Genomic DNA, 25,120 nt, shown 5'->3' with positions numbered 1-25,120 from the left:
GCGACCTCCGCTTTAGAATTTCACGCTGGGAACGGCGCGATCGGCCTCGTTCTCGATCTCGAAATATTCGCGCTTGGAAAAGCCGAAGGGGCCGGCGACAAGATTGGCGGGAAAGCTCTCGACCTTGATGTTCAGGTCGCGCGCCGAGCCGTTGTAATAACGTCGCGCCATCTGGATCTCGCTTTCGATCGTCTCAAGCGAAGTCTGCAGCTCGGCAAAATTCTGGTTGGCTTTCAGGTCCGGATAGGCTTCTGCGAGCGCGAACAATTTGCCGAGCGCCTGGGAAAGCAGGCCTTCCGCCTGCGCACGACCGGCGACATCGCCGGTAGGCACCGCCTGAGCCTGATTGCGCAGCTTCACCACCTCTTCGAGCGTACCCTTCTCATGCGCCGCATAGCCCTTCACGGTCTCGATCAGGTTGGGGATGAGATCGGCGCGGCGCTTCAGCTGCACATCGATGCCGGACCAGGCCTCTTCCGCCATCTGCCGCGCGCGGACGAGGCCGTTATAGATGACGATGACGTAGAGAGCGACGAGCGCGATAAGGCCGAGTGCGATGTACATATCGGTAATACCCCCAGTTTCTGCCGATACATCTAACGCGATCCGTCACTTATTGAATAGCTGACCGCACTAAACTTTGACGGCTTTCGCTTCTATTGAGAAACCGTATCCAATCGGATACATTTGTATGATCACGTTCGAGAAGACCAAGCAATTTGACGAGTGGCTGCGTTCGCTCAAGGATCAAAAGGGCAGGCTGCGAATTCTCGCTCGCCTGACATCGGCAGAGCAAGGGAATTTCGGTGATTGCGAACCGGTCGGCGGCGGGGTTTCCGAAATGCGTGTTCATACGGTCCCGGCTACCGCATCTACTACACCCGCCGCGGCCCGACCGTTTACCTGTTGCTGGTCGGCGGCGATAAATCCACGCAGAAGCGGGATATAAGCCGAGCCCTCGAGCTGGCCGCGACAATCGGAAGGAAATGACCATGAGCGAGATCAGCACATTCGAAATTGCCGACTATCTCGATAGCCCGGATGCCATGCTGGAATATCTGGAATTGGCAATGGAAGATGAAAACCCGGACGTCTTCATCGCCGCATTGGGGCACGTCGCCAAGGCGCGCGGCATGTCTCAAGTCGCAGAGCTTTCGGGTCTTGGACGGGAAAGCCTTTACAAAGCCCTCAAATCAGGCTCGAAGCTGCGCTACGAAACCGTCCAGAAAGTCGTTCAGGCTCTGGGCTTCCGGCTGTCGCTGGAAAAAAGCGACGCCGCATAACTGCGGCATCGCTCTATCGCATCGAGTGAACCTCAGGCGGCCTTTTCGCCGAAATTCGCGCCACCGGCATCCGTCAGCAGGAAAGCCTCGCCGCAGGCCTTTGCCAGCGTGCGGACGCGCAGGATGTAGCTCTGGCGCTCGGTGACCGAGATGACGCCGCGGGCATCAAGCAGGTTGAAGACGTGGGATGCCTTGATGCATTGGTCGTAAGCCGGGAAGACGCATTTGTGCAGCATCTGGTTGGCATTGTCGCCCGGTGCACCGGCAGCGAGAAGCGCCTGGCATTCCTTTTCCGCGTCGATGAAGTGGCGATGCAGCATTTCGGTATTGGCGTATTCGAAGTTATGGCGGGAATATTCCTGCTCTGCCTGCAGGAAGACGTCGCCATAGGAAATCTTCTCTTCGCCTTCGCGGCCGTTGAAATTCAGGTCATAGACGTTGTCGACGCCTTGGACATACATGGCGAGGCGTTCAAGACCATAGGTCAACTCGCCGGCAACCGGCGAGCATTCGATGCCGCAGACCTGCTGGAAGTAAGTGAACTGCGAGACTTCCATGCCGTCGCACCAGCATTCCCAGCCGAGACCCCAGGCGCCGAGCGTCGGGCTTTCCCAGTCATCCTCGACGAAACGCACGTCATGCAGAAGCGGATCGAGGCCGATCGCCTTCAGGGAGCCGAGATAAAGCTCCTGCAGGTTGGAAGGGTTCGGCTTCAGGATGACCTGATACTGGTAATAATGCTGCAGGCGGTTCGGGTTTTCGCCGTAACGACCATCGGACGGGCGGCGCGAAGGCTGAACGTAAGCCGCCTTCCAGGGCTTCGGCCCGAGCGCGCGCAGCGTCGTGGCCGGGTGGAAGGTGCCGGCACCGACTTCCATGTCGTAGGGCTGCAGCACGGCGCAGCCCTTGTCCGCCCAGTAATTATGGAGCGTCAGGATGAGCGCCTGGAAAGAGCGCTTGGGGTCCATGTGTTCGGGCAGATCGGTCATGGGCATATCGGCATCGTTTGATTGAGGATGCGGACGAGTGCCACGCGAGGCGGCGAGGGTCAAGCGTGAAGGCACGAGTGCCTTACTCTTCTTCCTTCTTCACCCGATACTCGCCCGTCACCGGATCCTTTTCCAGCGTGCCGACGGCACCGGTCTGGCGTTCCTTTTCCTGCTGCTTGCGGCGTGCGGTCAGTTTCTCCGCGTCCTTGATGAAGCGCTTGTAAAGCATCCATCCGCCGCAGATCAGCACGGCCATGAATATGAGCTGAGCCATTTCCCCTCGAAGTCCTTATGCAAATGCGCCCCGCCCTTGATCGAGACGCGGCGGGCGTCAGAGCCCGTATCGGCTCCACAATGCCCTTTCTTCGATGCTGGCGGCAAGTCCCGCCCCTGCCTGCGCGGCGATTTCCCCGAGACCCGACGCGGTCATTTCGACGCCTGGCAGACGCTTGCCGAACAGGGTGCGGGCGCTGCCGATCAGTTCGAGGCGGACATCCTTGCCGAAGCGGCGTTTCAAGACTTCGCGCATGTCGCCCAGCCCGTCAATCAGGCCGAGTTCCAGACCTTTCGAGCCCGTCCAGAACAGGCCGGAGAAAATTTCTCCGTCATCGGACAGACGCTCACCTCGGCGCATCTTCACCATATCGATGAAGACCTTGTGGATCTCGACCTGCAGCGTCTTCAGATATTCGATATCGCTATCCTTTTCCGGCTGGAACGGATCGAGGATGACCTTGTTTTCGCCGGCAGTATAGACGCGGCGCTCGATGCCGATCTTCTTCAGCATTTCAGGGAAACCGAAGCCGCCGGAGACGACACCGATCGAACCGACGATCGAGGTCGGGTCGGCAAAGATCTCGTCGCCCGCAAGCGCGATCATATAGCCGCCGGAGGCCGCAACATCCTCGACGAAGATCAGCACCTTCTTCTGCTTTTCTTCGGCAAGCGCCCGGATGCGCTGGAAGATCAGCCGCGACTGCACGGGCGAGCCGCCCGGGGAATTCACCGAGATGGCAACAACCGGTGTCTCCTTGTTGGCGAATGCCTTTTCCAGCATCGGGGCTGCCGTCGCCAGGCTCAATGTCGGCTTGAACTGGTTTCCGCCCGTCATGATCGCCCCATGCAGGCGAACGACGGGTATCGCCAATCCCTTCTTGCGAAAACGCTTCGGGAGCAGACGATTGAACAAGCCAGCCATTTAAGATCCTTCCAGAATATCGGTTCAGCAATGCATGTAGGCATTGGAACGACAAGTGCAATCACTGTGTTCCAACGAAGGTTTACGGCTTATTGCGAATGACTTGCAATTTCATTCCAAACAAGCAAGATGCCGTTATTGCCCATCCGAGGATTACATGGATTTCTCCCGCATAAAGACCGAGAGTGGCTGGCGGCAAGATGCCCGCGAGGCGTCGCTGTCGGATGTCTATCAATCGGTCAATGTCACCCGCCACGGCTCGAAACTGAGACGTGTCCTTGCCTTCGCGGGTCCGGGTTATCTGGTCGCAGTCGGTTACATGGATCCCGGCAACTGGGCCACCTCGCTCGCCGGCGGGTCGAAATTCGGTTACGCGCTGCTTTCTGTCGCGCTGCTTTCCAACCTGATGGCGATCGTGCTGCAATCGCTCTGCGCCCGACTGGCGATCGCCTCGGGCCGCGATTTGGCGCAAGCTTGCCGTGATGCCTTTCCGCGGTCGGTCTCGGTCGTTCTCTGGGCTTTGGCGGAGATCGCCATCATCGCCACGGACATTGCCGAGGTGATAGGCACCGCGATCGGGCTCAACCTGATTTTTGGCATCTCGCTGGAAGTCGGCGTTCTCGTCACCTCGCTCGACGTGTTTCTCATCCTCTATCTGCAGAGGCTCGGTTTTCGCTGGGTCGAGGCCTTCATCATTACCCTGCTCGGGGTCATCGCCGTCTGTTTCGGCGTGCAGATCTTCTTTGCAGATCCGGTCTGGTCTGAGGTCGCGTTCGGCTTCGTGCCGACGACGGAGATCGTCAAAAACCCCGAAATGCTCTATCTGGCGCTCGGCATTTTAGGCGCGACCGTCATGCCGCATAATCTCTACCTGCATTCCGGCATCGTGCAGACGCGTGATTTCGGCAAGACGGTGCCGGAAAAGCGCGAGGCGCTCAAATTCGCGACGATCGATTCCACGGTTGCGCTCACCTTCGCGCTGATGATCAATGCCGCCATTCTCATCCTTGCGGCAGCAGCCTTCAATGCCAACGGGCACACCAATGTGGTTGAACTCGGCCAGGCAAATGCGCTCCTGTCGCCCATCCTTGGCCTCGCTCTGGCGCCGGTCTTCTTCGGCATCGCCCTGCTCTGCTGCGGCCTCAACTCGACGGTGACGGCAACGCTTGCCGGGCAGATCGTCATGGAAGGGTTTCTGCATATCAAGCTGAAGCCGTGGGTGCGGCGGGTGGTGACGCGGGCGATCGCCATCGTCCCGGCCGGCATCGTCACTATCTGGTATGGGGATGCGGGCACGTCCGAGCTTTTGATCCTGACGCAGGTCGTGCTCAGCCTGCAGCTTTCCTTCGCCGTCTTTCCGCTGGTGATGTTCACCACCAGCAAGGCGAAGATGGGTGCGCTGGTCGCGCCACGCTGGCTGGCGGCACTTGCCTACCTGATCGCCCTCGCCATTGCCGCGCTCAATGTCAAACTGCTGATCGACGTGGTGAGCGGCTGACAGTGCGACGCAGATAGGCCGAACGGCCATTGTTCAGGTCGTCGACATCGGCGCTGAACGAATGGCCGTCTGGACCATGCACGACAAGCGGTGCGCGGAATATCAGCCTTGCCTTCGATCCCTTGATCGCCGTCACGAGAATGCGGGTCGCATCCTCGCCGGGGCGCGGATGGACGGGGGTGATTTCGATGCCGCCAAAACGCTTTCCGCAGGCTGCCAGAATATCGGCAATGGATTCAGGCCGTGCGATCAGCGACAGCTGCCCGCCGGATTTCATGATAGCGCCCGCAGTCTTCAGCCAGGCCTCGAACAGGCCATCCGTCATCGCATGCGCTTCTGCCTTCAGGTTGTCGGGCGTCTTTCGATCCCCGGCATGATTGAAGGGCGGGTTCATGATGACGTGATCGTGAACCTCGTCTTCAAGACCTGCTGCGACCCGGGCCTTGCCGGTCAGGCTCACGTCCGCCTCGACCACATCCACGCGGTCCGCCAGGAAAGCGTTTTCGGGCAGAGCGATGCTTCGTCTGGCATAATCCGCCATGACCGGAAATTTTTCGATCAGGAGGACGTGTGCCCCACCAAGCCGGGAGGCGACCGCGAGACCGGCCGCCCCTGCCCCGGAGCCTAGATCGGCAACGCTTGCTGGCCCGTCGCCCGATACCAGCGAGGCAAGCAGCATGGCGTCCACACCAGAGCGATGCCCTTCATTTTTCGGCTGTACAACGTGGAAGCGGCCACGATGGAAGGCATCGATGGTGAAGTCTACCTGCGGCTTGGACTTGATCAGATCGGATGTGCTCATGACCGCAGTTCGGTCTCCAGGCCGGCATCAGTAAGGATTGTGCGGGCCTCTTGCGAACGCGACTCTTCCACCAGAAGACGGCGCTGCAGGAGGCCAAGCGAACCTTCCAGCACGCTCATCGACTGATCGGCGACGAGGCAATGTATGCCGGCATCTTTCATCAGGCTTTCCGCAAGTGATAGCGTGACGACATCATTGGTGCGGATAAGCTCGATCATCAGGCACCCTTTCGTGAAAAGCCCTTTATGTTTGTGCCCTACCGCCCTATGACGACGTTACTAGTCTCGTCTCATACATTTCCAGGGAGGCCTGAACTTGGGCGTCGTCATACCGCTTGAAGAAGGCAAAAACAAATCTGCATCCGTAAAGCCGCTGGTGGATCTCACCAAGGCGGACATGGATCGCGTAAACCAGCTGATCCTGTCTAAGGCCGGCTCGGATGTACAGATGATCCCGGAAGTGGCCAACCACCTGATCTCTTCCGGCGGCAAGCGGCTGCGCCCGATGCTGACGCTCGCATCGGCCTCGATGTTCGGTTACCAGGGCGAAGGCCATGTGAGGCTAGCGACCTCGGTCGAGTTCATGCATACGGCGACGCTTCTGCATGACGACGTGGTCGACGAAAGCGATCTGCGCCGCGGCAAGTCCACAGCACGGATGATCTGGGGCAATCAGGCAAGCGTTCTCGTCGGCGATTTTCTGCTCGGCCAGGCGTTCAAGATGATGGTCGATGTCGGTTCGCTCGAAGCGCTCGACGTGCTTGCGACAGCAGCCGCCGTGATCGCCGAAGGTGAAGTTCTGCAGCTTTCCGTCGCCAAGAATCTCGAAACGACCGAAGACGATTATCTCTCCGTGATCCGCGCCAAGACAGCGGCACTGTTTGCCGCGGCTGCCGAAGTCGGCCCGATCATCGCCAATGCAGACAAGGCAAGCCGTTCGGCCCTGCGCTCCTACGGCATGAACCTCGGTTATGCCTTCCAGATGGTCGACGATGCGCTGGATTATGGCGGCAATGCTGCTGATCTCGGCAAGAATGTCGGCGACGATTTCCGCGAAGGCAAGATCACACTTCCCGTCATCCTCGCCTTCCGTCGCGGCACGCAGGAAGAACAAGCCTTCTGGCGCAGCGCCATCGAAAAGGGTGAAAGCAGCGACCAGAACCTCGAAAAGGCGCTAGGTCTGATCACCAGGCACGACGCGCTGAAGGATACGATCGCGCGCGCCCTGCATTACGGCAAGATCGCCCGCGATGCGCTGGCTCCGCTTCCGGCCGGTCCGCTGAAGGATGCGATGATGGAAGTCATCGACTTCACCATCCAGCGGGTGAACTGATCAATCTGCCGTGACAACCCTTCTGGGGATAGCTGAGCTCACGGCAGATTTCCTTGCGGACCTGCTTCAAAAAAGCCATTCTGTTATGAATCATTCGGCGCATTCCTGCGGCGACGCGTCGCCGACACGCCAGCTTTCATGAAAGGCCCGTTTATGCGGCAGACAAACCGTCATCTCCTGCTTTCCAGCGTCGCGCTCGCGGCATGCCTGGTGTTCGGTTCTGTGGCGGGCGCCGCCACACCGGACGCCAAGCCGGCCGAAGAGAAGGCGGCGACGTTCGGGGCGCGTGACGTGAAGTCGTTTGCCGGCGCGTTTCTCGCTGCCCGCACGGCCGATGTCGATCACGACTACCCGACCGCAATCGCGCTTTATCGCAAGGCACTCGATTTCGAGCCGGCCAATCTCGAAATCCGCGAACGGCTTATGATCTCGCTTCTTCTCAACGGCGATTTTGCCGACGGGTTGAAGGAAGCCGAAGCGCTGAAGAGCGACACCGCCGTCGAGCGTGTGACGAAGATCGTGCGCGGACTGGATGCGTTGCGCAGCGGTAAATACGACAGCGCCAGGAAGATCCTTGCCTATGAGGGACCGAACGATCTCGACCGCCTGACGCATCTTCTTCTGTCCGGCTGGGCCGATGTCGGCGCCGGCAAGGGTAAAAAGGCGATCGCGACGATCAACGGACTGAAAGGTCCGGCCTGGTTCAAGGTCTTTACCGATTACCATCTCGGTGCAATGGCGATCGTCGCCGGCGACACCTCGACCGCCCGCCAATATCTCAACCGGGCCGTGACCAATAATGACGCGGTCGCTACCGCCCCGGATACGTTCATGCGCGCTGTCATGGCGCTGGCGCGATTGGAAGCCTCGGCGGGCAACAAGCAGAAGGCGCTCGATGCGATCTCTGTCGGCGACGGCATGATCTCCAATTACGCTCCGCTCAAGGCGCTGCGCCAGAGCATCGAAAAGGGTGAAAAGCCGGCCCAGCAGGTCACGACCGCTGCCGAAGGTGCAGCCGGCGTGCTCTTCTCCATCGGCGGGGCGCTGAACCGCCAGGGTGCGGAAGACATGGTGGCGCTCTACCTGCAGATCTCGCATGCGCTCGACGAGAAGAGTGCCGATACGCTGATCATGCTCGGCGGCATTGCCGAAAAACTGGAACAGCCGCAGCGCGCCATCGCATTCTACCAGCAGGTTCCCGAGGATTCGCCGATGCGGCGGATTTCCGAACTGCAGCTCGGCATCACGCTTTCCGATACCGGCAAGATCGATGAGGCCAAGAGCCACCTGAAGGAACTGATCCAGTCCGACCCGGCCGATATCCGCAGCTACATCGCCTATGGCAGCGTCTTGTCCGAGGCCAAGGACTACAAGGAGATGGCCGCGAATTACGACAAGGCCGTCGAAGTCATCGGCTCGGTGCCGCGGCAGAGCGACTGGTCGGTGTTCTTCCAGCGCGGCATTGCCTATGAGCGCTTGAAGGAATGGCCGAAAGCCGAACCCAATTTCCGCAAGGCACTGGAACTGAACCCTGAACAGGCACAGGTTCTGAACTATCTCGGCTATTCGCTGGTCGACATGAACCTCAACCTGGACGAAGGCCTGAAGATGATCCAGGCGGCCGTCGATGCGCGCCCCGATGACGGCTATATCGTCGATTCGCTCGGCTGGGCTTACTATCGCCTCGGCCGGTTCGACGATGCGGTGACGGAGCTTGAGAAAGCGATCCAGCTGCGCGCCGGCGATGCCACGATCAACGACCATCTGGGTGACGCCTATTGGCGGGTCGGGCGCAAGCTCGAAGCGGTCTACCAGTGGAACCGCACGCTTGTTTCCGAAGGCGAAGACGTCAACCGCGAGCATGTGAAGCAGAAGATCGAAAACGGCCTGCCGGCGCTCGATCCGAATGCCACCAATACGGTGCGCAACCAGACGGAAACCCCGGCTCAGGCCGCTCCGGCACCTGCCACGCCCGATAAGAAGTCCTGATGCACGATATGTCTCTGGACATCACATCATCAGATATCAAAAGGCCCGCCACAGATGCGGGCCTTTTCGACTTAGCATTCACAGACTTCGCAGTGACCGAATTCGCACCGGCGAAAATCAATCTGGCGCTGCATGCGGTCGGCCAGTGCGCCGACGGATATCACCTGCTCGACAGTATCGTGACCTTTACCGCTGATGCAGACGATGCGACGGCAGGTGCGCCCGCCGGAGACAGGCTGGGTTTTACGCTTTCCAAAAAGGATGCATTTTCGATTTCCGGCCGGTTCGGCGAAGGGCTTTCGCCTGCTCCGGATGCGGCCCGGCAGAACCTGGTACTCAAGGCTCGCGATATCCTGCGCATTGCGCTTGACGCAAAAGGCATTGCCGCGCCGCCGGTTGCCATCCATCTGCAAAAGAACCTGCCGATCGCCTCTGGCATCGGTGGCGGATCGGCCGATGCGGCAGCAACCCTACGCGGTCTTTTACGCCTGTGGGATGCACAGATCAGCGAGCCGGAACTTTCGGCGCTTGCGCTTTCACTCGGCGCCGATGTGCCCATGTGCCTGAAAAGCCGGCCGCTTGCCGCAAGAGGCATAGGTGAGGACATCACCATGCTCGACACCATGCCGTCTTTCGCCATCGTGCTTGGCAATCCGCTTCGCGGCGTCTCGACACCCGATATCTTTCGGCGGCTGACAACCAAGAACAATCCCGCCATTCCAGCCCTTACCGGAGACTGGCAAGCCGATCTCAGCGCCCTGCGCAACGATCTGGAGCCGCCGGCCCGCTCGCTTGTCAGCGAGATCGGCGAGCTTTCCGAACTGATTGCGGCGGAAGGCGCGTGGCTTGCCCGCATGTCCGGTTCCGGTGCGACATATTTCGGACTGTTTGAAACATCAGCCAAAGCGGTAAACGCTGCGAACAGTCTTCAGAGCAAGCGGCCAGACTGGTATTTCACAGCCGCACGGACCATCGGAGCGAAATAATGATCGGGATAGACGAAATGCGCAGCTTCATTCCGCTCGGCACCGCGGTTCTGACCGTCTCCGATACGCGCACACTCGAAGACGACAAGTCGGGCCAGACGCTTGTCGACCGCATCGAGGCGGCGGGGCATCTGCTGAAAGCCCGCGCCATCGTGACCGACGACCGCGAAAAGATAGCCGGACAGGTGACGGCCTGGACGCTCGACCCGGAGATCGATGTCGTCATCACCACCGGAGGCACTGGCTTTACCGGCCGCGACGTGACGCCGGAAGCGCTGGAACCGCTGTTCGAAAAGCGGATGGACGGATTTTCGGCGCTTTTTCACCGGATTTCCTATGACAAGATCGGCACATCGACGATCCAGTCGCGCGCCACGGGCGGCGTGCTCAATGCCACCTATATCTTCGTCATTCCCGGCTCGCCCGGCGCCTGCAAGGATGCCTGGGACGGGATATTGAAGGCGCAGCTCGACTATCGCCACATGCCCTGCAATTTCGTCGAAATCCTGCCGCGGCTGGACGAACATCTGAAGCGCACGAAAGGCTGAAATTACCGGCTGCGGACAACCCAGGCCGGAATGAGCTGACTCATCAGCTTGGTCGCCTTGTGGCCCTTTGCCAGCGCTTCCAGGCTCATGCCCGATTTGGCGACTGCAATCGCGCTCTTCTTCGGCAGAATCAGCCCGTATTCCAGCGGAGGGACCGAACGCCCGATACGCTGGAAGAATGGCCGGCGGTAGTTGCGCGACGGCGAAAAGCGCGCCGGCTGCTTGTGGATCGCCAGATGCTCGATGACTTCCTCGATCCAGCCGCTTTGCGGACGCGCGCCTGCCTCTATGAAAAGCAGCCATTCGCCACGTGCACTGCGCAGGACATCCTTGATGTCCCAGTGACTGTGAAACCGGCAGCCGGCAGCATCCGCCACACGGGACGAACCATCATGCGACGCGTGATCGAGCACGATCACGTCACTTACAAGTCCTTCCACAGCGGCAGTAACGAGGATCGAAAGCGTCTGAGCAAGCTCGGCTTCCTGGTCCCTGCATTCCATCAAAACAGTCAGCATTTCTGACCCTTAACCCATAGCTTGGGCAAAAGCCAGCAACGAACAAAGTTTGTTCTTGCAATGTTCTCATTTTGGCGATAGGAATTTAGTCATCGAGAACGGGAAGTGATCCCGTCAGGAGCCTTCAATGACCGAGCTGTCCCAACTGCGGCAGGGTGCGTTTGCGCCCGCCCACACGGCTGACATTGCCGATGCACTGGTTCAATCATCCGGGCTCAGGATCGAGATCGATCGGCGGCGCGGCAGAGGCGCCGGCCTGAACCCGAGCGGACGCTTCGAGGAGGAACGCCGCGAGGCGTTCGACGACGGCTGGCAGACACTCGAGGAGCTCGAGCCGTTCCGCACGGAAGTGCAGATCGAGAAGCCGAAAACGGCGATTACCCGCAACGACAGCCCCGATATCGGTTTCGACCGGTCGATCAATCCCTATCGCGGCTGCGAGCATGGTTGCATCTATTGTTTTGCAAGGCCGAGCCACAGTTTCATGGGCCTTTCACCGGGGCTCGATTTCGAGGCTAAACTATTTGCCAAGCCGGACGTGCCGCGGCTTCTGGAACGGGAACTGAGCAGGCCGGATTACAAGGTGCGAGCAATTGCGATCGGCACCAATACCGATCCCTATCAGCCGATCGAGCGGGAATGGCGGATCATGCGCCAGATTCTCGAAGTGCTGCAGAAGGCCAATCATCCGGTGGTGATCGTGACGAAGTCGGCGCTGGTCATGCGCGATATAGACATCCTTTCCGACATGGCCTCGAAAGGCCTGGCCAAAGTCGGGATTTCGGTGACGACACTGGATCGCAAGCTCGCCCGAACGATGGAACCCCGTGCCTCGACACCGGCCAAGCGGCTGGAAGCGATCAAGGCGCTGTCGGATGCCGGCATACCGACTGCGATCATGGCTTCGCCGATCATTCCGGCGCTGAACGATCACGAGATCGAGCGTATTCTGGAATCCGGCCATGCTGCGGGTGCGACAGAAGCAAGCTACGTCCTGCTTCGCCTGCCTCTGGAAGTAAGCCCGCTGTTTCGCGACTGGTTGCTGCGCAATTATCCGGATCGCTACCGGCATGTGATGTCGCTGATCCGCTCGATGCGGGGCGGCAAGGATTACGATGCCGAGTTCGGCAAGCGGATGAAGGGTGCAGGTCCCTATGCCTGGCAGATCGGCCGCCGTTTCGAAATGGCGACCAAGCGGCTTGGGCTCGGCCGGCGCGGCATGCATTTGCGCGACGACCTGTTCATCCGCCCGAATGGCGGCGGCATCCAGCTTTCGCTTCTCTAAGATAAGGAACCATAGCGTCAGAAGGACACGCAAGAAGGGAATCGTCCAAGAATGCCTGCGCATTCTCAGCCAGATTTTTCTTCAGTCCTTCGTATGCCGAGTTTCGTATCACTCATGCGCCTCCCGTGAGGCCCGACATATTCAACTTCGTTCTCGGTAAGGTCTCCGCCCCCTTGCCCCGCCGAGAACATTGCCCCGAGCCCACCGCCATGAGCGCGGTGGAAAGCGAAGCCGCACTCGCTTTCGGGGCTTGCAGGAGATCGGGACGGCGTGCGAGCCTGCCGCCATGTTGGTTCACACGCCGCCCGATTCTCCGATGCTTTTCGATACCCCCCTCACCTGTGATTTCAGCCTGGAGCTTGCCGCTCGCGATGCCGGACACTGGCCGGTTGCCGGAACCGACGAGGCAGGCCGCGGGCCGCTCGCAGGTCCTGTGGTCGCCGCTGCGGTGATCCTCGACCCCGATAATATCCCGGCCGGCCTCAACGATTCCAAGAAGCTCAGCCTGAAGCAGCGCGAAATCCTGTTCGAAGCGATCATGGCGACCGCCCATGTGTCGATCGCCTCCTCCGGGCCGAAGCTGATCGACGAGATCAACATCTTGCGCGCCAGCCTCGACGCCATGCGCCGTGCCGTCGCCTTCCTTTCAGTCGCTCCAGCCCATGTGCTGGTTGATGGCCGCGATGTGCCCAAGGGGCTTTCCTGTTCGGGTACCGCCGTCATCAAGGGCGACGGCCGCTCTGTCTCCATCGCCGCCGCCTCGATCGTCGCCAAGGTGACGCGCGACCGGATGATGAACCGTGCCGACCTCGTCTACCCGGCCTATGGCTTTGCCAAGCACGCCGGCTACGGCACCAAGCAGCACCGCGACGCGATCATCGCCGACGGCCCCTGCCCGCTGCACAGGATGAGTTTTCGGCCGTTGAAGAACGACGACTTTTTAGAATAGAGCGAACAGAACGCCGGGCGGTCTCGACGCATTGCCTGGTTGCCCTCATTGGCCGATGCTGCGCTTCTCCGGGCAACAGCAATCGTCCAAGGGTCAAGCAAGTAGGATGACTAGGAAACTCGTAAAGCGAATTATGCGCGCCGATCAGCTAAAGCGCATAAGTATATATAGGCGCACCGGTGGACTGTTTTTCTATGTTGAGGAACAGGTATCGATGTGGGACGACTGCCCGCCGGCCTGGGTCGAAGAGCTAGTCTCCGGAATTTTTTATAGCACCGCCGAAGCAGTCATCGAAGCCCGGCAAGCTGTAGGCTGGCTCAGGCTTTCTGAAGAACGAGGTCAGGATCCGTCCAAAGAGCGCATCGTTGACAATTGGAGACCCATCGGAACAGTGGAGCACAATCTGCTGATGCATCTCCTTCGTGGCGACTTCCCCGGACGGCGTCAAATTCTCGATCAGATGCAGTCTGTAGAAGTCATGCGCATTGATCCGGAAGGAAGCTTGAAATTGCGCAGCAACGGCCCCTGGGCGGATGTTCGCGACAATGACTATCCATCGGATAGGGTTAGTGGGCGCATCCCGGTTGAAGGCTTCTATATCGATGACGTCGATGGAAGCGGCGCATTGGTCCACTTGCTGCTTCATGTCATCGACGGGAAAATAGATGAGCTTGAAATCTATAAAGAGGACGGCAGCCCGATCCTTATGAGATCGAACTCGATAGAATCTATTTCTACTAGGAGCCGGGAAGCTCTATCTTGAATTAGAGACTTGCCTACAGGCCATAATCAACGTCCGACATCTCGAAACAAAAAAGCCGGGCGTTTCCACCCGGCTTTTCAAATTCGAATTCTAAGCGAAGTCAGTTCAGGCGCGACTGGACCTTGGCGACGGCGTCCTTGAAGAGGGCGGTCTGGGTGGTCTTGTCGGTCTTTGCGGCGATCACCTTGCCTGCAGCTTCGACAGCGATGTCGATGGCGGCGGACTTGACGGCGGTGATGGCGTCGGCTTCGGCTTGCTTGATTTTCTGCTCCGAAAGCGCGTTGCGGCGAGCAACGAATTCCTCGGTCTTCTGGCGGGCTTCCTCGGTCAGAAGAGCGGCTTCGCGTTCGGCGGCGGCCAGCAGGGCTGCCGCTTCGGCTTCGGCTTCCTTGCGCTTCTTCTGGTATTCGGCCAGCAACGCCTGGGCTTCCTCACGCAGGCGCTTTGCCTCGTCGAGTTCGCCGCGAATGTTATCGGCGCGCTTGTCCAGCGAACGGCCGACCATACCCGGAACCTTGATGTAAATCATCAGGCCGAGAAAGAGGACGAGACCGATAAGGGCCCAAAATGTTGCGTCCATGGATCAGGCTCCCGTCTTGGCAGCTGCGACAGCAGCCTTGATGTCGTCGCCGGTGGCCTTGCCGCCGATCAGCTGATCGACGATCGCGGTCGCGGTTTCTTCGGCAATCGCGCCCACTTCGGCAAAAGCCTTGGACTTGATTTCGCCGATGCGGGTTTCGGCTGCGGCGAGCTTGGCAGCAAGTTCCGCCTCGATCGCGGTGCGATCAGCAGCAGCCTTGGCCTTGGCGTCGTTGCGGGCAGCGTCAGCAATGCCGTTTGCCTTGGAACGGGCTTGAGCCAGTTCCTTTTCATAGGTCTCGACGGCAGCGTCAGCTTCGGCCTTCAGGCGGCCGGCCTCTTCGAGATCGCCGGCGATACGGCCCTTGCGATCTTCGATGATGCCGCCAACGCGCGGCATGATGACCTTCTGAATGACGAGATAGAAAAGGCCAAAGGTGATGGCGAGCCAGAGCAGCTGCGACGCGAAATGCGACGAGTCGAATGGCGGGAAACCCGCAGACTCGTGCTCTCCGCCGTGAGCGACGCCGGTTTCGGTATGAACCTCGCCTGCGGGCGCAGCAGGCGTTTCAGATGCGGCCGGCGCGGTCTGCGCGTATGCCGAGGTCACGAACATCATCACCTCCAGGTGAATTCCATATAAAGTGGATCACGGCTCACCGTTGCCGGCCGGCCGTGATCCTATCCTATGCCGCTAGACGATAAGTCTTAGACAGCGAACAGGAGAAGGAGAGCTACGAGCAGCGAGAAGATGCCCAGAGCTTCCGTAACGGCGAAGCCGAAAATCAGGCGGCCGAACTGGCCATCAGCAGCCGACGGGTTACGCAGAGCGCCCGACAGGTAGTTGCCGAAAATCGTGCCGAGGCCGATGCCTGCGCCACCCATGCCGAGGCAAGCGATACCTGCGCCGATGTACTTTGCTGCTTCCGCGTCCATGATGAACTCCTTCGAATGGTTTGTTGCGGCTTTGGACTGGTGCCCTCAAGCACCAACGACTTTATTTCTCAGTGACCGTCCGGATGCAGGGCATCGTTCAAGTACATGCATGTCAGGACTGCGAAGACGTAGGCCTGAAGGAATGCAACGAGAAATTCCAGACCGGTCAGAGCGACGGTCATGATGAGGGGCAGGATGGCCGTGCCGATGCCGAGCGCACCGAGTGCACCGAGCGAGGTCACGAAGCCTGCGAAAACCTTGAGCGTGATGTGGCCAGCCAGCATGTTGGCGAACAGACGAACCGAGAGGCTGATCGGGCGGGCGATGAAGGAGATGACCTCGATCAGAACAACCAGCGGCAGAAGCGCACCAGGAACGCCCGACGGCACGAAAAGCTTCAGGAAGCGAAGACCATGCTTGGCAAAACCGTAGACCACGACGAGACCGACGACCAGGATCGACAGAGCGAAGGTGACGATGATCTGGCTGGTGACGGTGAAGAAGTAAGGGAACATGCCGATCAGGTTCGCAGTCAGGATGAACATGAACAGCGAGAAGACCAGCGGGAAGAATTTCATGCCGTGGCTGCCCGCCCCTTCTCGCAACATATTTGCGACGAATTCATAGGACATTTCGGCAACAGACTGCGCGCGGCCCGGGATCAGCGAGCGCTGCGAGGTCGAGAAATAGAGAAATCCGGCTGCAATAGCGACTGTCGCAACCATGAACAGGGAAGCATTGGTGAAAGAGAAGTCGATGCCACCGATTTCAATCGGCACGATCGTGTTGATGTGGAACTGATGGATCGGATCGTTTGCCACCGTTTACCCTCTTTCGATGACCGCCCACGCGGCCTGTTCACCAAGACGACCCGAGGTCGCCTCACTTCTTGTCTTCACTGCTCCGGCTTTCAAGGTGTGGCGGTTGAGCCACCATACCTACGGCGCGGAGCACACTTAGCACACCGGCACAAAAACCGAGGAGGACAAAAAGTATCATCCCCCAGGGTTTTGAGCCGATGGCCCAATCGATCAGATAGCCTATGACCCCGCCAACCGCGATGGCAGAGATGAATTCGGAGGAAATCTTCAATCCGAGCGCCATACCCTTGCGGCTGGCTTCCGATTGTCCGTTCTTCCGATCCTCTGCCGCGTCTTCGGCCTTTCTTTCAGCCAAGGCTGCAGAAAGGCGCTTCCGGCGCTCATCCAGACCATCATCAGGGTCGTCCATCGCATCCTCCATCACCGGCTCTCCCGCACGGCAAAGCCGTGCAACGGTTAGCGAGGGATTTCGCGCCTTCCGGCCCTCTTTCAAGTGCGCGCAACATAGTTTTCACCGCCTTGCTAGTCAAGGCGCTGAACAAGCTTGCCACAAGCGTTTTAAAGCTAATGAATTCATCGCCTTATAGCATAAGTGACGGGATAGTGGATAAAACTGTTGCGGGAATCGGCGGGCACTGGGGCGCTTGTATCAGCTCCAACCACCACCATAGGTTCTATAGAAGACGTGCAAACCGATGCGTCCCACCTTTTTCATCGTCTTCGCCCAGTTCGGCCGGACATAGGTGGCGTGATAATGTGTCGCAGAGCCGACCTCCGGCATCCAGATCTTGCCAGCGGTGACGGCCATGGCCACCTCACGCGCCGTCTTCCAATGATCCTGCGAACGTATCCGGTCCTTGATATTGTCGCAGGCGAAGGAAAACTGGCAGCGGTTTCGCCAATCCTCGTTCTGATAGACGACATCGCAGATGGTGTCCGGATATGCCGGATTGCGCACCCGATTGAGGATGACCTGGGCAACCGCGGCCTGGCCGCGCACCGATTCGCCCCGCGCCTCGAAATAGATGCCGGATGCCAGGCACTGCTGCTGCTTGGGCGAAAAAGAATCGGCGGGCAGCGGGTTCGCCGCCCAGGCATGGTCCTCGGGACCGATCGGCGGGATAAACCTTCCTGCCTCGGGCTTCTTCAGGATTGCATCGAAGGGTGACTGGCGGGAGAAATCAGGGGCGGATGAAGCATAGGCGGTTGCCAGTATATCCGCATGATCGTTAGTCACGAGGCTGGCAATCATCGGCGGAAGGCTCTTTTCCTTCACCTCATCCTTGCGGAAATAGAATTCGGCCACTTCGACCGGTTGCTGACTGGCCTGCTCGCCCTGGGCGACCTTGACGAAGGCGGTCATCTCGTCCTCGTCATCGACGGGCTTTGTCAACGAACTCGAACGATCGAGGATGGAGCCGGCAGAGAATGCCTTCGGCGGCAGCATCGGCATGACGGCAACGATGCGGCCCTTCTTTTCAGAGCGGTTGATGCGATCTTCGTCGGGTGTCCCTTCGCCCGGCTTGTCCTTGTCGGCCAGCGCCACCCTGCGCCCGTCCGGCAGCGCGACGCCGGCATCGCCGCCAAGCACATGCGAGCCGCCCGGAAAGGCAAGCGAGGCCGTGTGGAGCGATCCGGCCGGCGACTGGGTAATCACCATCCGCCAGCTTTCCGACGGCCCGTTCACACCGGAAAACAGGTCAGTGAGGTCACCCTGGGAGGGAACGGAAGGAAAGGCTAGCCAGGCGGCAAAACCGAACAGAACCGGAGAGGCCAATCTGTCCCAACGTGGCAGGGACCTCTTACGCAGAACTCTTTTCGAACGCAAAATGGCAACTCCACAAGGTAACCATAGAAGCCCGCAAGAGAACGTGCGGGACAGCGACTATGCTTAAAGAGTGAATCATTAACCTTGATGAGCGGTTAACGCGCGAACGGAAAGCCTTGCGCCACAGCCTCCTTCAGCACACGCGCATTTAACAAAAACGTGAATATAGCCCCAAGGACACGCGGTAGAGGTGGTCCATTCCGCTCAGATGATGACGTGCGCACCGAGTTCGACCACACGGTTAGCCGGCAGATGGAAATAGTCTGATGGGTCGGTCGCAGCGTTGGCCATGGCGATGTAGAGCCGGTCCTGCCACATGGGCATGCCCGATTCGGCATCCGGCACCAGCTTCCTCCGGCCAAGATAAAACGAGGTCGACATGATGTCGAACTTGAAGCCGGTCTTGCGTAGATAGGCGAGCGCCTGCGAGACATTGTGCGACTGCATGAAGCCGAAGCGCAGTTCGATCACGGTGAAGCGCTCGGAGATTTTTTCCAAGCGATATCGCTCCTCGATCGAAACACGCGGCTTGTTGACAGTACGAATGGTCAGGATGACATTCTTTTCGTGCAGGACGTGGTTGTGCTTGATGTTGTGCAGCAATGCGGCAGGTGCGGTTTCCGGATCGCTGGTCAGGAAGATGGCAATGCCGGGCACCGAAACCGGGGCATGATCCGACTTCTTCTCCACCATCGGCACGAAGGTATTAAGCGGCACATCGATGCGACGGGTCTTTTCGAAAAGGATCGCGGTGCCACGTTTCCAGGTCCACATGATGATGGTGAAAAACGCGGCCATCATCGCCGGCACCCAGCCGCCATCATGGATCTTCAGGAGATTGGCTCCAAGGAAAACCAGCTCGAAGGCGAGCAATGGCGCCAAAACCATAATCGCCACCGTCTGCGGCCAGTTCCAGCGAAGGCGGACGAATTCGAAAGCCATGAGCGTCGTGACCACCATCGCGCCGGTCACCGAAATGCCATAGGCGGTAGCGAGTGCTTCGGAGCTTTCGAAGCCGAGAACGAGCGCAATCACACCGACAAGCAGCAGCGTGTTGACGCCGGGCAGGAAGATCTGCCCCGTATTGGTCTCCGAGGTAAAGAGGATCTGCATGCGCGGCAGGTAACCGAGATGGATCGCCTGGCGCACGAGCGAGAAAGCACCGGTAATCACCGCCTGGCTGGCAATGATCGTCGCGGCTGTCGCCAGAAGGATGACCGGGATCAGCGCCCATTCCGGAAACATCAGATAGAAGGGATCGCTCATCGCTTCCGGATGCTGCAGCACCATGGCGCCCTGGCCTAGATAATTCAGCGTCAGCGCAGGGTAAACCAGAAGGAACCAGGCCAACTGGATCGGCTTGCGACCGAAATGACCGAGATCGGCATAAAGCGCTTCAGCCCCGGTCACCGTCAGAAAGACAGCGCCAAGAACGACAATGCCAGCAAAGCCTTCGCGCAGCATGAATTCCATCGCGTACCAGGGGTTAAAGGCCTTCAGAATACTCAGATCATCGGCGATATGGACGAGCCCTATCGCACCCATGACGATGAACCAGAGCGCGGTAATCGGCCCGAAGAAACGTGACACCAGGGCAGTGCCCTTCGACTGTATGGCGAAAAGCGCAATCAGAATGACCACGGAGATGGGCAGAACCGCGCTATCCAGCTTCGGCGTGACCAGTTTCAAGCCCTCGACCGCGGACATGACGGAAAGCGCCGGCGTTATCATCGCATCGCCAAGGAACAGGGCTGCGCCAATCAGGCCGAGCAGCATCAGCATGGCGCGCTGTCCATTGGCCGACTTGGTCAGAAGCGCCAGAAGCGAGAGCGTGCCGCCTTCACCGTCGTTATCGGCTCTGAGCAGAAAGATCACGTATTTCAGCGTAACGATGATCGTCAGGGTCCAGATCATCAGCGAGATCAGGCCGATGATTTCCATATGAGTGAGGCCGTCGCTGGCAACGGGTTTCAGCGCCTCGCGGAATGCATAAAGCGGGCTGGTGCCGATATCACCGTAAACGACGCCGACGGAGCCGAGGGTGAGTGCAAACAGGCTGTGAGTACGCGTCTTTTCGGCAGCGTGATGTTCAGCGGGGTGACCCATAGAGTGCCTGACTTCAGTCAGCCTTTCCAGAAGACGACGGACAATGAAACGGATAACGGCATGCGCAACAGAATGGGCGAAACAGAGCGGACGAACTTCCGGACTAAGGTTAAGATAGGCAGACTATTATTTGGCAGGTCGGGCCTTGATCACTCTCGATTTTTTGCCCGGAACCGGCCAGCGAACCGTCGCCGGCCAGCAAGCGAGGCGACGATGAAAGCGGCAATTGCCAAAATATAGGAGGCGGGGTGCCCCGGACAGTAGACGGAAAATGGCGCTTGGAAGCCTTCTGCGCAAGGGCCTTGCGGCGATCGGCCACAAGCCCTCCCTGCATTAGGCGGTAACACCGCAAAAGAAAGCGCCAGAGCTGCGGCCGTCCTATTCGAAAACGATTGACGGCGCCTGGCGGCGCTTGCCTTGCGAAAGCTGCGCCCAGACCTTGGCGGCGATATCCTTGTAGATGCCTGAAATCTCGCTGTCCGGTTCGGCATGCACGATCGGCGTCCCGAGATCGGAGCGTTCGCGAATATCCATCGTCAACGGTACTTCGCCGAGGAAGGGAACGCCGATGCGGTCGGCTTCCGCGCGGGCACCGCCATGACCAAAGATGTCATAGCGCTTGCCGGTATCAGGGGCGAGGAAATAGCTCATGTTCTCGACGATGCCGAGAAGCGGGATTTCCACCTTGCGGAACATCGTCACGGCCTTGCGGGCATCGATCAATGCCAGGTCTTGCGGCGTGGACACGATCACCGCACCAGCGAGCGGCACCTGCTGGGCCATGGTCAGCTGCGCATCGCCGGTGCCGGGCGGCATATCGACGACGAGAACATCGAGATCACCCCAAGCGACTTCACGCAGCATCTGTAGAAGCGCCGACTGGACCATGGGGCCGCGCCAGATCATCGCCGTTTCCTCATCGACGAGGAAACCCATCGACATGGCCTTGAGGCCGTAGTTTTCCATCGGCTTGATCAGCCGGCCGTCGATCTGTTCGGGCCTGCCGGAAATCTTCAGGAGCCGTGGCACGGACGGTCCGTAGATATCCGCATCGAGAATGCCGACACGCAGGCCGTTCGCCTGCAGCCCAAGCGCAAAATTGACGGCAGTGGTGGATTTTCCGACGCCACCCTTGCCGGATGCGACCGCGACGATCGCCCCAACACCGGGAACGCCGGCCTTCACGTTGCCCGGACCACGGGATGGACCGCCGGCGGGAGCATGAGCGTGCGAATGACCGTGAGCCGACGGCGCCGCAGCCTGCTGCGGTGCGGCAGACGCCTTTCGGTCTGCCGTCAATGTGACCAGCGCACCCTTGACGCCCGGCACGGACGTGACCGCCTTTTCGGCGGCCAGCCGCAAGGGCTCCAGTTCCTGAGCCTTATCTGCAGGCACGGTGATCGAAAAATAGACTTTGTTATCCGAGATGAAGACGTCCGACACCATGCCGCGGCTCACAAGGTCGCTTTCCAGATCCGGACTGCGAACCTTGCCGAGTGCTTCGAGCACCTGGGTTTTCGTTACATCCGGCATGTCTAGCTCCTGCTTGTCCTCAAGCGCATCCCGGCTTTTCGCCACGGCGCACATTCCTTGCTGCTATATAGGAGTTGCTGCCGCATACCGGCAAGATGAATAAAGCCGCTGTCTGGATGGCAGCCAATGGGCGCTCGATCCGGACAGCGGCTTTTTTCTTGGTCGCGTCTCTTGGTACGCTTTTGAAGTCCCCTCTGGACCTATTTCTAAGCAAGCATGAAACGTGCCAGTCTGAAAGAGGGTATTTTAGCACTTTTTTGCAGTAATTTTCAGAACAAACGACGTATAAGACGGCATTCCGCACTGCAGCAAACAGGGTTCGCACATCATTTGTGCAGATTAGCGAAAGCCTATTTAATCAGCCCTATGCGCAAAGCCTTGGCCACAGCTTGAGTACGATTGACGGTATCCAGCTTTTTGGCGGCACGATTCAAGTAATGATTAACGGTATGTTCCGACAGGCCGAGGATATCGGCGATCTCGGCGCTTGTCTTGCCCGCTGCAGTCCAGGTCAGGCAATCGATCTCGCGATCCGTCAAAAGATCGGTCGCACGAACGTCCATGTTTCGGATTTCGGCAAGCCGGTCGAAGATATGGATCGCCGCAAAAGTCATTTCCATCAACTGCTGGCGATTCGGCTCGCTGCCCAAACCGCCGATCACGACCGCCCCCCTGGCTCCAGCCGGATCGTGGACCGGAATGCAAGCGCCGCGCACGATACCAAATCTGCCAAACACGGCAGCCATTTCCGGCGTTTCCGCATCGCGCTCAAGGTCGAAAGCGAATGGCACTGCGGAACGACGCAGCTGACGCACGACAAAGCTTGAGCGGATCATGCCTTCGCGATCGAAAAGCGAAACGAGTTCGGACGGCCAGTTATTGATGATAGCACTGCCGGACAGGCCCAACGCGGTTGCAGGCGGAAGGTTGAGAACCATGAAATTGCGAAAGCCGTAAAACTCCGCAAGCTTCTTGGTGAAACGGAAGACATCGAACTGGGTCTTCAAACCTGCAATCTCTTCGACATCGACGTCGAAGGTAATCAGGTTGGCGGCCGTTTCCGTTTTGGACATTTTCTAACTTCTCTGTTCCGAATGCGCAGGATTGGCGGCGCAAGCACACGAATCATTCAGGTGATTTTCGGAGATCGCTCATTGGGAGAAAAGGCAAAAGTTGCAATTTCCTTGCATTTCTTCCCGCATCGCGTGTCTTACAATATAGGAGCTTCCACTGCAGACTTAAAAGAGATGTTAATTTTTTCCGCCATCAACCGTTTTATCAATACTGACAGGTACTCGTCTTAACAGAGTTCTCGCGCAGGCGACACGAGGGTGCAGGTTATTAGCTGGGGATGACGCATATTGCGCAGTCGGTGTGGACAGGGACGCCGCAATATGGCGAATAGGCAGCCGCGAGAACATGACTGTATCCGGGAGGAAAAGATGGCATCCGTTCATTCGTTCAAAGGCACGGTATTGTCTTCCAGCTTGTGCGAACTGGGTGAAGGGATCAGCTTCGAAGCCGAGACCAATACGCTGTGGTGGTGCAATATTCTCGGCAAGGCGCTGCATGCCCTCGATATGGCAACCGGCATCGAGAGCATCCATCCGCTTCCAGTGATGGCGAGCGTCGTTGCGCGGATCGATGCCGACACACAACTGATCGGCAGCGACAAGGGGCTGTTCGTCCGCAACCGGGCAACCGGCGAACTCGCACCGCATTGTGAACTTGAACCGGGCAATGACGGCAATCGTTCGAATGACGGGCGCGTACACCCCTCCGGCAGCCTCTGGATCGGTACGATGGGACGCACCGCTGCCGATGGTGCCGGCGCGATCTATCACGTCTCCCGAGGCGTGGTGACGAGGCTTTACGATGCAATCAGCATACCGAACTCCATCTGCTTTTCCCCCGATGCCGCAACAGCCTACTTCGTCGATACCCGCGGCAACCGGTTGATGAAAGTTGCGATCGATCCCTCAACCGGTCTTCCAGCGGACCAGCCATCCGTCTTCATCGACGGCAGCGCGGATGCAGGCGGTATCGACGGGTCTATCTGCGATGCCAACGGCCATCTGTGGAATGCACGCTGGGGCGAAGCGGCGCTCGACCATTACGATGCCGCCGGAACCTTCATTCAGCGATATCAGCTGCCGGCCAGTAGAACGACTTGCCCCGCCTTTATCGGTAACGGCCGCATCGCTGTCACTTCCGCCTGGGAAGGGTTGGACGCTGCCGGCCGAGCGGCTGATGCGATGGCCGGAGCAACATTTGCGGTCGATACCGGCGCAGAGGCCAAATACGATCCCTCCTATTGCCTCTGACGACCGAGGCGCGTCTCAAATCAAGACGTTCTCAGCGTAAAAAAACAGCATTCGGGGAACCAATGCTGTCCCTGCTTGTTTCCCTATCGAGCCGCAGCCGTGACGACTTCCCGGTCAAGGCAGTGGTTTTATGTAACAATAACAAATGGAAAAGGCAGGAACACCATGAAGAAGACCTTTGGAGCACTTATTGCGGCCGCCCTCATGACGTCCACCGCCCTTGCGCCGGCATTCGCCCAGACAAACAATGCTACGCCGGCTACCCCTGCAGCACCGACAGCGCCGGCCGAGACCAATACGATGGCACCGGCAGCCGGCTCGACGACATCCGCTGCGGCTGATGCAGCCTATCTGACCCAGCAGTCGGAAACCCAGGTCAGCGCCAATGATTATATCGGCAAGCAGATCTATAACGCCGGCGACGAGAGCATCGGCAAGGTCAACGACCTGATCCTCGAAGAAAACGGCGGCATCGTCGCGGCGATTGTCGGTGTCGGCGGCTTCCTCGGCATCGGTACCAAGGATGTCGCACTGCCGATGAGCAAGATCAGCATGACCCGCGATGCCGAGAAAAACGACGTACGCCTGACGACGACTGAAACGGCCGAAGCGCTTCAGTCCGCCCCGGAATTCAAGACTCTGGACGACAAGCAGGCTGCGACGGACGCAACCACGACATCGTCCACGACTACGACGCCGGCCACCCCTGCCACGCCGGCAGCCCCCGCAACGGGTGGCGATACAAACTCGTCGACGGCGACGAAGCCTTAAAGCTTGAAGCCCGGAACGAGCCATCCGCCACGTGTGATGCGATGAGAATGACAGAGGGCGGTGCCGCGGCGCCGCCCTTTCG

General features: G+C 59.0%; 27 protein-coding genes. 11 read left to right on the top strand and 16 right to left on the bottom strand.

The window, feature by feature from the left end:
- Positions 1–12: 12 nt before the first annotated feature.
- A complete protein-coding gene (locus JZX87_RS04590) occupies positions 13–564 on the bottom strand; it encodes a LemA family protein (protein WP_206824164.1) in 552 nt (183 codons plus the stop codon).
- A gap of 428 nt (positions 565–992) precedes the next feature.
- Between JZX87_RS04590 and JZX87_RS04585 the strand changes: the two genes are divergently transcribed.
- A complete protein-coding gene (locus tag JZX87_RS04585; protein WP_502711293.1) occupies positions 993–1,283 on the top strand; it encodes an addiction module antidote protein in 291 nt (96 codons plus the stop codon).
- 32 nt (positions 1,284–1,315) lie between these two features.
- Here JZX87_RS04585 and JZX87_RS04580 read toward each other — a convergent pair whose 3' ends face one another.
- The 3 genes from JZX87_RS04580 to JZX87_RS04570 all read right to left on the bottom strand — a co-directional run bounded on the left by JZX87_RS04580 (position 1,316) and on the right by JZX87_RS04570 (position 3,470).
- Positions 1,316–2,272 carry a glycine--tRNA ligase subunit alpha gene (locus tag JZX87_RS04580; protein WP_148142875.1) on the bottom strand — a complete coding sequence of 319 codons (957 nt, stop codon included), beginning with the start codon at positions 2,270–2,272 and terminating at the stop codon, positions 1,316–1,318.
- An 82-nt stretch (positions 2,273–2,354) separates the two neighbouring features.
- The gene (locus JZX87_RS04575; protein ID WP_148142878.1) at positions 2,355–2,546 is read right to left on the bottom strand and encodes a hypothetical protein; all 192 of its coding nucleotides are present in this window, start codon (positions 2,544–2,546) and stop codon (positions 2,355–2,357) included.
- 57 nt (positions 2,547–2,603) lie between these two features.
- Entirely contained in the window at positions 2,604–3,470 is an 867-nt protein-coding gene (locus tag JZX87_RS04570) for a S49 family peptidase (RefSeq protein WP_206824161.1), read from the bottom strand.
- A gap of 157 nt (positions 3,471–3,627) precedes the next feature.
- Between JZX87_RS04570 and JZX87_RS04565 the strand changes: the two genes are divergently transcribed.
- Positions 3,628–4,968 (top strand): Nramp family divalent metal transporter, encoded by a 1,341-nt coding sequence (locus tag JZX87_RS04565; RefSeq protein WP_183684978.1) that lies wholly within the window; start codon positions 3,628–3,630, stop codon positions 4,966–4,968.
- Here the strand turns inward: JZX87_RS04565 and JZX87_RS04560 are convergent.
- Together JZX87_RS04560 and JZX87_RS04555 are read right to left on the bottom strand one after the other, a co-directional pair.
- Entirely contained in the window at positions 4,937–5,770 is an 834-nt protein-coding gene (locus JZX87_RS04560; protein WP_206824158.1) for a tRNA1(Val) (adenine(37)-N6)-methyltransferase, read from the bottom strand. The genes JZX87_RS04565 and JZX87_RS04560 overlap by 32 nt on opposite strands.
- Complete coding sequence (locus JZX87_RS04555; protein ID WP_148142882.1) at positions 5,767–5,988, bottom strand: putative signal transducing protein; 222 nt, start codon at positions 5,986–5,988, stop codon at positions 5,767–5,769. Before JZX87_RS04555 ends, JZX87_RS04560 begins: the two co-directional genes overlap by 4 nt.
- A gap of 97 nt (positions 5,989–6,085) precedes the next feature.
- Between JZX87_RS04555 and JZX87_RS04550 the strand changes: the two genes are divergently transcribed.
- The 4 genes from JZX87_RS04550 to moaB all read left to right on the top strand — a co-directional run bounded on the left by JZX87_RS04550 (position 6,086) and on the right by moaB (position 10,625).
- Positions 6,086–7,102 carry a polyprenyl synthetase family protein gene (locus tag JZX87_RS04550; protein ID WP_148142883.1) on the top strand — a complete coding sequence of 339 codons (1,017 nt, stop codon included), beginning with the start codon at positions 6,086–6,088 and terminating at the stop codon, positions 7,100–7,102.
- Between the two features lie 153 nt (positions 7,103–7,255).
- Positions 7,256–9,091, top strand: coding sequence for a tetratricopeptide repeat protein (locus tag JZX87_RS04545; protein WP_183823079.1), 1,836 nt, complete (start codon positions 7,256–7,258; stop codon positions 9,089–9,091).
- 8 nt (positions 9,092–9,099) lie between these two features.
- Complete coding sequence (locus JZX87_RS04540) at positions 9,100–10,077, top strand: 4-(cytidine 5'-diphospho)-2-C-methyl-D-erythritol kinase (RefSeq protein WP_206824562.1); 978 nt, start codon at positions 9,100–9,102, stop codon at positions 10,075–10,077.
- Positions 10,077–10,625 (top strand): molybdenum cofactor biosynthesis protein B, encoded by a 549-nt coding sequence (gene moaB, locus JZX87_RS04535; RefSeq protein ID WP_206824154.1) that lies wholly within the window; start codon positions 10,077–10,079, stop codon positions 10,623–10,625. The genes JZX87_RS04540 and moaB overlap by 1 nt, the downstream gene beginning before the upstream one ends.
- A gap of 2 nt (positions 10,626–10,627) precedes the next feature.
- Here moaB and JZX87_RS04530 read toward each other — a convergent pair whose 3' ends face one another.
- Complete coding sequence (locus JZX87_RS04530) at positions 10,628–11,143, bottom strand: glycosyltransferase family protein (protein WP_183823084.1); 516 nt, start codon at positions 11,141–11,143, stop codon at positions 10,628–10,630.
- Positions 11,144–11,270: 127 nt separating this feature from the next.
- Between JZX87_RS04530 and JZX87_RS04525 the strand changes: the two genes are divergently transcribed.
- The 3 genes from JZX87_RS04525 (at position 11,271) to JZX87_RS31225 (ending at position 14,140) form a co-directional block, all read left to right on the top strand.
- A complete protein-coding gene (locus JZX87_RS04525; protein ID WP_206824152.1) occupies positions 11,271–12,428 on the top strand; it encodes a PA0069 family radical SAM protein in 1,158 nt (385 codons plus the stop codon).
- A 286-nt stretch (positions 12,429–12,714) separates the two neighbouring features.
- A complete protein-coding gene (gene rnhB / locus JZX87_RS04520; RefSeq protein WP_206824151.1) occupies positions 12,715–13,377 on the top strand; it encodes a ribonuclease HII in 663 nt (220 codons plus the stop codon).
- Between the two features lie 133 nt (positions 13,378–13,510).
- Positions 13,511–14,140, top strand: a complete 630-nt coding sequence (locus JZX87_RS31225; protein ID WP_286194149.1) for a DUF6984 family protein — start codon at positions 13,511–13,513, stop codon at positions 14,138–14,140.
- Between the two features lie 100 nt (positions 14,141–14,240).
- Here JZX87_RS31225 and JZX87_RS04510 read toward each other — a convergent pair whose 3' ends face one another.
- From JZX87_RS04510 to JZX87_RS04470, 9 genes are all read right to left on the bottom strand, one after another.
- Positions 14,241–14,720, bottom strand: coding sequence for a F0F1 ATP synthase subunit B (locus JZX87_RS04510; RefSeq protein ID WP_183823091.1), 480 nt, complete (start codon positions 14,718–14,720; stop codon positions 14,241–14,243).
- 3 nt (positions 14,721–14,723) lie between these two features.
- On the bottom strand, positions 14,724–15,335 hold the full coding sequence (locus JZX87_RS04505; RefSeq protein ID WP_148142890.1) for a F0F1 ATP synthase subunit B: 612 nt from the start codon (positions 15,333–15,335) through the stop codon (positions 14,724–14,726).
- A gap of 92 nt (positions 15,336–15,427) precedes the next feature.
- On the bottom strand, positions 15,428–15,655 hold the full coding sequence (locus JZX87_RS04500; protein WP_112455014.1) for a F0F1 ATP synthase subunit C: 228 nt from the start codon (positions 15,653–15,655) through the stop codon (positions 15,428–15,430).
- 68 nt (positions 15,656–15,723) lie between these two features.
- Positions 15,724–16,476, bottom strand: coding sequence for a F0F1 ATP synthase subunit A (locus JZX87_RS04495; RefSeq protein ID WP_148142891.1), 753 nt, complete (start codon positions 16,474–16,476; stop codon positions 15,724–15,726).
- A gap of 61 nt (positions 16,477–16,537) precedes the next feature.
- On the bottom strand, positions 16,538–16,897 hold the full coding sequence (locus tag JZX87_RS04490; RefSeq protein ID WP_246435949.1) for an AtpZ/AtpI family protein: 360 nt from the start codon (positions 16,895–16,897) through the stop codon (positions 16,538–16,540).
- Positions 16,898–17,125: 228 nt separating this feature from the next.
- On the bottom strand, positions 17,126–18,304 hold the full coding sequence (locus tag JZX87_RS04485; RefSeq protein WP_206824149.1) for a cell wall hydrolase: 1,179 nt from the start codon (positions 18,302–18,304) through the stop codon (positions 17,126–17,128).
- A gap of 204 nt (positions 18,305–18,508) precedes the next feature.
- Positions 18,509–20,410 carry a potassium transporter Kup gene (locus JZX87_RS04480; RefSeq protein ID WP_148142893.1) on the bottom strand — a complete coding sequence of 634 codons (1,902 nt, stop codon included), beginning with the start codon at positions 20,408–20,410 and terminating at the stop codon, positions 18,509–18,511.
- Positions 20,411–20,788: 378 nt separating this feature from the next.
- Entirely contained in the window at positions 20,789–21,943 is a 1,155-nt protein-coding gene (locus JZX87_RS04475; protein WP_183824086.1) for an Mrp/NBP35 family ATP-binding protein, read from the bottom strand.
- Between the two features lie 350 nt (positions 21,944–22,293).
- Positions 22,294–23,016, bottom strand: coding sequence for a helix-turn-helix transcriptional regulator (locus JZX87_RS04470; protein WP_148142894.1), 723 nt, complete (start codon positions 23,014–23,016; stop codon positions 22,294–22,296).
- A gap of 369 nt (positions 23,017–23,385) precedes the next feature.
- On the opposite strand from JZX87_RS04470, the gene JZX87_RS04465 reads away from it, so the two are divergent.
- The gene (locus tag JZX87_RS04465; RefSeq protein WP_206824148.1) at positions 23,386–24,267 is read left to right on the top strand and encodes an SMP-30/gluconolactonase/LRE family protein; all 882 of its coding nucleotides are present in this window, start codon (positions 23,386–23,388) and stop codon (positions 24,265–24,267) included.
- 165 nt (positions 24,268–24,432) lie between these two features.
- Positions 24,433–25,038, top strand: coding sequence for a PRC-barrel domain-containing protein (locus JZX87_RS04460; protein WP_206824147.1), 606 nt, complete (start codon positions 24,433–24,435; stop codon positions 25,036–25,038).
- Positions 25,039–25,120 lie beyond the last annotated feature (82 nt).

This window comes from Agrobacterium sp. Ap1 (assembly GCF_017313375.1).
GTDB classification, from domain to species: domain Bacteria; phylum Pseudomonadota; class Alphaproteobacteria; order Rhizobiales; family Rhizobiaceae; genus Neorhizobium; species Neorhizobium cellulosilyticum.
This window is presented reverse-complemented; position numbering and strand designations above follow the sequence as displayed.